This window comes from Chondromyces apiculatus DSM 436, assembly GCF_000601485.1.
Classification (GTDB): Bacteria; Myxococcota_A; Polyangia; order Polyangiales; family Polyangiaceae; genus Chondromyces; species Chondromyces apiculatus.
In genome coordinates this window covers 1-5,386 of sequence record NZ_ASRX01000149.1, presented here as the reverse complement: position 1 = coordinate 5,386, position 5,386 = coordinate 1, and the positions used below count along the sequence as shown (strand labels likewise).

10 protein-coding genes are annotated in these 5,386 nt (G+C 44.7%); all 10 read left to right on the top strand.

Annotation, left to right across the window (positions count from 1 at the left end; translation table 11 throughout):
• On the top strand, positions 1–569 hold a 569-nt coding region (locus tag CAP_RS56145), incomplete at its 5' end, for a hypothetical protein (RefSeq protein ID WP_081865858.1).
• Positions 502–654 carry a hypothetical protein gene (locus tag CAP_RS56140; protein WP_435988044.1) on the top strand — a complete coding sequence of 51 codons (153 nt, stop codon included), beginning with the start codon at positions 502–504 and terminating at the stop codon, positions 652–654. The genes CAP_RS56145 and CAP_RS56140, both read left to right, overlap by 68 nt.
• Entirely contained in the window at positions 587–826 is a 240-nt protein-coding gene (locus CAP_RS56135) for a phage DNA packaging protein C (RefSeq protein WP_016670801.1), read from the top strand. Before CAP_RS56140 ends, CAP_RS56135 begins: the two co-directional genes overlap by 68 nt.
• Positions 823–1,281, top strand: coding sequence for a scaffolding protein D (locus tag CAP_RS56130; RefSeq protein ID WP_000084700.1), 459 nt, complete (start codon positions 823–825; stop codon positions 1,279–1,281). The genes CAP_RS56135 and CAP_RS56130 overlap by 4 nt, the downstream gene beginning before the upstream one ends.
• Complete coding sequence (locus tag CAP_RS56125; protein ID WP_000033471.1) at positions 1,281–1,397, top strand: phage DNA packaging protein J; 117 nt, start codon at positions 1,281–1,283, stop codon at positions 1,395–1,397. The genes CAP_RS56130 and CAP_RS56125 overlap by 1 nt, the downstream gene beginning before the upstream one ends.
• Before the next feature lie 36 nt (positions 1,398–1,433).
• A complete protein-coding gene (locus tag CAP_RS56120) occupies positions 1,434–2,717 on the top strand; it encodes a major capsid protein (RefSeq protein WP_000065572.1) in 1,284 nt (427 codons plus the stop codon).
• 110 nt (positions 2,718–2,827) lie between these two features.
• Complete coding sequence (locus CAP_RS56115; RefSeq protein WP_000487867.1) at positions 2,828–3,355, top strand: hypothetical protein; 528 nt, start codon at positions 2,828–2,830, stop codon at positions 3,353–3,355.
• An 8-nt stretch (positions 3,356–3,363) separates the two neighbouring features.
• On the top strand, positions 3,364–4,350 hold the full coding sequence (locus CAP_RS56110; RefSeq protein ID WP_000466547.1) for a Minor spike protein: 987 nt from the start codon (positions 3,364–3,366) through the stop codon (positions 4,348–4,350).
• Between the two features lie 28 nt (positions 4,351–4,378).
• On the top strand, positions 4,379–4,696 hold the full coding sequence (locus tag CAP_RS56105; protein WP_002249885.1) for a hypothetical protein: 318 nt from the start codon (positions 4,379–4,381) through the stop codon (positions 4,694–4,696).
• Positions 4,696–5,386, top strand: a 691-nt coding sequence (locus CAP_RS56100) for a replication endonuclease (protein ID WP_503129133.1), incomplete at its 3' end; no start/stop codon positions are given. The genes CAP_RS56105 and CAP_RS56100, both read left to right, overlap by 1 nt.

The window sequence follows — 5,386 nt, the reverse complement described above, 5'->3', positions numbered from 1 at the left end:
TTGATGCTAAAGGTGAGCCGCTTAAAGCTACCAGTTATATGGCTGTTGGTTTCTATGTGGCTAAATACGTTAACAAAAAGTCAGATATGGACCTTGCTGCTAAAGGTCTAGGAGCTAAAGAATGGAACAACTCACTAAAAACCAAGCTGTCGCTACTTCCCAAGAAGCTGTTCAGAATCAGAATGAGCCGCAACTTCGGGATGAAAATGCTCACAATGACAAATCTGTCCACGGAGTGCTTAATCCAACTTACCAAGCTGGGTTACGACGCGACGCCGTTCAACCAGATATTGAAGCAGAACGCAAAAAGAGAGATGAGATTGAGGCTGGGAAAAGTTACTGTAGCCGACGTTTTGGCGGCGCAACCTGTGACGACAAATCTGCTCAAATTTATGCGCGCTTCGATAAAAATGATTGGCGTATCCAACCTGCAGAGTTTTATCGCTTCCATGACGCAGAAGTTAACACTTTCGGATATTTCTGATGAGTCGAAAAATTATCTTGATAAAGCAGGAATTACTACTGCTTGTTTACGAATTAAATCGAAGTGGACTGCTGGCGGAAAATGAGAAAATTCGACCTATCCTTGCGCAGCTCGAGAAGCTCTTACTTTGCGACCTTTCGCCATCAACTAACGATTCTGTCAAAAACTGACGCGTTGGATGAGGAGAAGTGGCTTAATATGCTTGGCACGTTCGTCAAGGACTGGTTTAGATATGAGTCACATTTTGTTCATGGTAGAGATTCTCTTGTTGACATTTTAAAAGAGCGTGGATTACTATCTGAGTCCGATGCTGTTCAACCACTAATAGGTAAGAAATCATGAGTCAAGTTACTGAACAATCCGTACGTTTCCAGACCGCTTTGGCCTCTATTAAGCTCATTCAGGCTTCTGCCGTTTTGGATTTAACCGAAGATGATTTCGATTTTCTGACGAGTAACAAAGTTTGGATTGCTACTGACCGCTCTCGTGCTCGTCGCTGCGTTGAGGCTTGCGTTTATGGTACGCTGGACTTTGTAGGATACCCTCGCTTTCCTGCTCCTGTTGAGTTTATTGCTGCCGTCATTGCTTATTATGTTCATCCCGTCAACATTCAAACGGCCTGTCTCATCATGGAAGGCGCTGAATTTACGGAAAACATTATTAATGGCGTCGAGCGTCCGGTTAAAGCCGCTGAATTGTTCGCGTTTACCTTGCGTGTACGCGCAGGAAACACTGACGTTCTTACTGACGCAGAAGAAAACGTGCGTCAAAAATTACGTGCAGAAGGAGTGATGTAATGTCTAAAGGTAAAAAACGTTCTGGCGCTCGCCCTGGTCGTCCGCAGCCGTTGCGAGGTACTAAAGGCAAGCGTAAAGGCGCTCGTCTTTGGTATGTAGGTGGTCAACAATTTTAATTGCAGGGGCTTCGGCCCCTTACTTGAGGATAAATTATGTCTAATATTCAAACTGGCGCCGAGCGTATGCCGCATGACCTTTCCCATCTTGGCTTCCTTGCTGGTCAGATTGGTCGTCTTATTACCATTTCAACTACTCCGGTTATCGCTGGCGACTCCTTCGAGATGGACGCCGTTGGCGCTCTCCGTCTTTCTCCATTGCGTCGTGGCCTTGCTATTGACTCTACTGTAGACATTTTTACTTTTTATGTCCCTCATCGTCACGTTTATGGTGAACAGTGGATTAAGTTCATGAAGGATGGTGTTAATGCCACTCCTCTCCCGACTGTTAACACTACTGGTTATATTGACCATGCCGCTTTTCTTGGCACGATTAACCCTGATACCAATAAAATCCCTAAGCATTTGTTTCAGGGTTATTTGAATATCTATAACAACTATTTTAAAGCGCCGTGGATGCCTGACCGTACCGAGGCTAACCCTAATGAGCTTAATCAAGATGATGCTCGTTATGGTTTCCGTTGCTGCCATCTCAAAAACATTTGGACTGCTCCGCTTCCTCCTGAGACTGAGCTTTCTCGCCAAATGACGACTTCTACCACATCTATTGACATTATGGGTCTGCAAGCTGCTTATGCTAATTTGCATACTGACCAAGAACGTGATTACTTCATGCAGCGTTACCATGATGTTATTTCTTCATTTGGAGGTAAAACCTCTTATGACGCTGACAACCGTCCTTTACTTGTCATGCGCTCTAATCTCTGGGCATCTGGCTATGATGTTGATGGAACTGACCAAACGTCGTTAGGCCAGTTTTCTGGTCGTGTTCAACAGACCTATAAACATTCTGTGCCGCGTTTCTTTGTTCCTGAGCATGGCACTATGTTTACTCTTGCGCTTGTTCGTTTTCCGCCTACTGCGACTAAAGAGATTCAGTACCTTAACGCTAAAGGTGCTTTGACTTATACCGATATTGCTGGCGACCCTGTTTTGTATGGCAACTTGCCGCCGCGTGAAATTTCTATGAAGGATGTTTTCCGTTCTGGTGATTCGTCTAAGAAGTTTAAGATTGCTGAGGGTCAGTGGTATCGTTATGCGCCTTCGTATGTTTCTCCTGCTTATCACCTTCTTGAAGGCTTCCCATTCATTCAGGAACCGCCTTCTGGTGATTTGCAAGAACGCGTACTTATTCGCCACCATGATTATGACCAGTGTTTCCAGTCCGTTCAGTTGTTGCAGTGGAATAGTCAGGTTAAATTTAATGTGACCGTTTATCGCAATCTGCCGACCACTCGCGATTCAATCATGACTTCGTGATAAAAGATTGAGTGTGAGGTTATAACGCCGAAGCGGTAAAAATTTTAATTTTTGCCGCTGAGGGGTTGACCAAGCGAAGCGCGGTAGGTTTTCTGCTTAGGAGTTTAATCATGTTTCAGACTTTTATTTCTCGCCATAATTCAAACTTTTTTTCTGATAAGCTGGTTCTCACTTCTGTTACTCCAGCTTCTTCGGCACCTGTTTTACAGACACCTAAAGCTACATCGTCAACGTTATATTTTGATAGTTTGACGGTTAATGCTGGTAATGGTGGTTTTCTTCATTGCATTCAGATGGATACATCTGTCAACGCCGCTAATCAGGTTGTTTCTGTTGGTGCTGATATTGCTTTTGATGCCGACCCTAAATTTTTTGCCTGTTTGGTTCGCTTTGAGTCTTCTTCGGTTCCGACTACCCTCCCGACTGCCTATGATGTTTATCCTTTGGATGGTCGCCATGATGGTGGTTATTATACCGTCAAGGACTGTGTGACTATTGACGTCCTTCCCCGTACGCCGGGCAATAATGTTTATGTTGGTTTCATGGTTTGGTCTAACTTTACCGCTACTAAATGCCGCGGATTGGTTTCGCTGAATCAGGTTATTAAAGAGATTATTTGTCTCCAGCCACTTAAGTGAGGTGATTTATGTTTGGTGCTATTGCTGGCGGTATTGCTTCTGCTCTTGCTGGTGGCGCCATGTCTAAATTGTTTGGAGGCGGTCAAAAAGCCGCCTCCGGTGGCATTCAAGGTGATGTGCTTGCTACCGATAACAATACTGTAGGCATGGGTGATGCTGGTATTAAATCTGCCATTCAAGGCTCTAATGTTCCTAACCCTGATGAGGCCGTCCCTAGTTTTGTTTCTGGTGCTATGGCTAAAGCTGGTAAAGGACTTCTTGAAGGTACGTTGCAGGCTGGCACTTCTGCCGTTTCTGATAAGTTGCTTGATTTGGTTGGACTTGGTGGCAAGTCTGCCGCTGATAAAGGAAAGGATACTCGTGATTATCTTGCTGCTGCATTTCCTGAGCTTAATGCTTGGGAGCGTGCTGGTGCTGATGCTTCCTCTGCTGGTATGGTTGACGCCGGATTTGAGAATCAAAAAGAGCTTACTAAAATGCAACTGGACAATCAGAAAGAGATTGCCGAGATGCAAAATGAGACTCAAAAAGAGATTGCTGGCATTCAGTCGGCGACTTCACGCCAGAATACGAAAGACCAGGTATATGCACAAAATGAGATGCTTGCTTATCAACAGAAGGAGTCTACTGCTCGCGTTGCGTCTATTATGGAAAACACCAATCTTTCCAAGCAACAGCAGGTTTCCGAGATTATGCGCCAAATGCTTACTCAAGCTCAAACGGCTGGTCAGTATTTTACCAATGACCAAATCAAAGAAATGACTCGCAAGGTTAGTGCTGAGGTTGACTTAGTTCATCAGCAAACGCAGAATCAGCGGTATGGCTCTTCTCATATTGGCGCTACTGCAAAGGATATTTCTAATGTCGTCACTGATGCTGCTTCTGGTGTGGTTGATATTTTTCATGGTATTGATAAAGCTGTTGCCGATACTTGGAACAATTTCTGGAAAGACGGTAAAGCTGATGGTATTGGCTCTAATTTGTCTAGGAAATAACCGTCAGGATTGACACCCTCCCAATTGTATGTTTTCATGCCTCCAAATCTTGGAGGCTTTTTTATGGTTCGTTCTTATTACCCTTCTGAATGTCACGCTGATTATTTTGACTTTGAGCGTATCGAGGCTCTTAAACCTGCTATTGAGGCTTGTGGCATTTCTACTCTTTCTCAATCCCCAATGCTTGGCTTCCATAAGCAGATGGATAACCGCATCAAGCTCTTGGAAGAGATTCTGTCTTTTCGTATGCAGGGCGTTGAGTTCGATAATGGTGATATGTATGTTGACGGCCATAAGGCTGCTTCTGACGTTCGTGATGAGTTTGTATCTGTTACTGAGAAGTTAATGGATGAATTGGCACAATGCTACAATGTGCTCCCCCAACTTGATATTAATAACACTATAGACCACCGCCCCGAAGGGGACGAAAAATGGTTTTTAGAGAACGAGAAGACGGTTACGCAGTTTTGCCGCAAGCTGGCTGCTGAACGCCCTCTTAAGGATATTCGCGATGAGTATAATTACCCCAAAAAGAAAGGTATTAAGGATGAGTGTTCAAGATTGCTGGAGGCCTCCACTATGAAATCGCGTAGAGGCTTTGCTATTCAGCGTTTGATGAATGCAATGCGACAGGCTCATGCTGATGGTTGGTTTATCGTTTTTGACACTCTCACGTTGGCTGACGACCGATTAGAGGCGTTTTATGATAATCCCAATGCTTTGCGTGACTATTTTCGTGATATTGGTCGTATGGTTCTTGCTGCCGAGGGTCGCAAGGCTAATGATTCACACGCCGACTGCTATCAGTATTTTTGTGTGCCTGAGTATGGTACAGCTAATGGCCGTCTTCATTTCCATGCGGTGCACTTTATGCGGACACTTCCTACAGGTAGCGTTGACCCTAATTTTGGTCGTCGGGTACGCAATCGCCGCCAGTTAAATAGCTTGCAAAATACGTGGCCTTATGGTTACAGTATGCCCATCGCAGTTCGCTACACGCAGGACGCTTTTTCACGTTCTGGTTGGTTGTGGCCTG

Coding starts and splice junctions, on each gene's coding strand:
- CAP_RS56130 (WP_000084700.1), top strand. CDS start 823: ATGAGTCAAGTTACTGAACAATCCGTACGTTTCCAGACCGCTTTGGCC.
- CAP_RS56110 (WP_000466547.1), top strand. CDS start 3,364: ATGTTTGGTGCTATTGCTGGCGGTATTGCTTCTGCTCTTGCTGGTGGC.
- CAP_RS56105 (WP_002249885.1), top strand. CDS start 4,379: ATGTTTTCATGCCTCCAAATCTTGGAGGCTTTTTTATGGTTCGTTCTT.
- CAP_RS56115 (WP_000487867.1), top strand. CDS start 2,828: ATGTTTCAGACTTTTATTTCTCGCCATAATTCAAACTTTTTTTCTGAT.
- CAP_RS56125 (WP_000033471.1), top strand. CDS start 1,281: ATGTCTAAAGGTAAAAAACGTTCTGGCGCTCGCCCTGGTCGTCCGCAG.
- CAP_RS56120 (WP_000065572.1), top strand. CDS start 1,434: ATGTCTAATATTCAAACTGGCGCCGAGCGTATGCCGCATGACCTTTCC.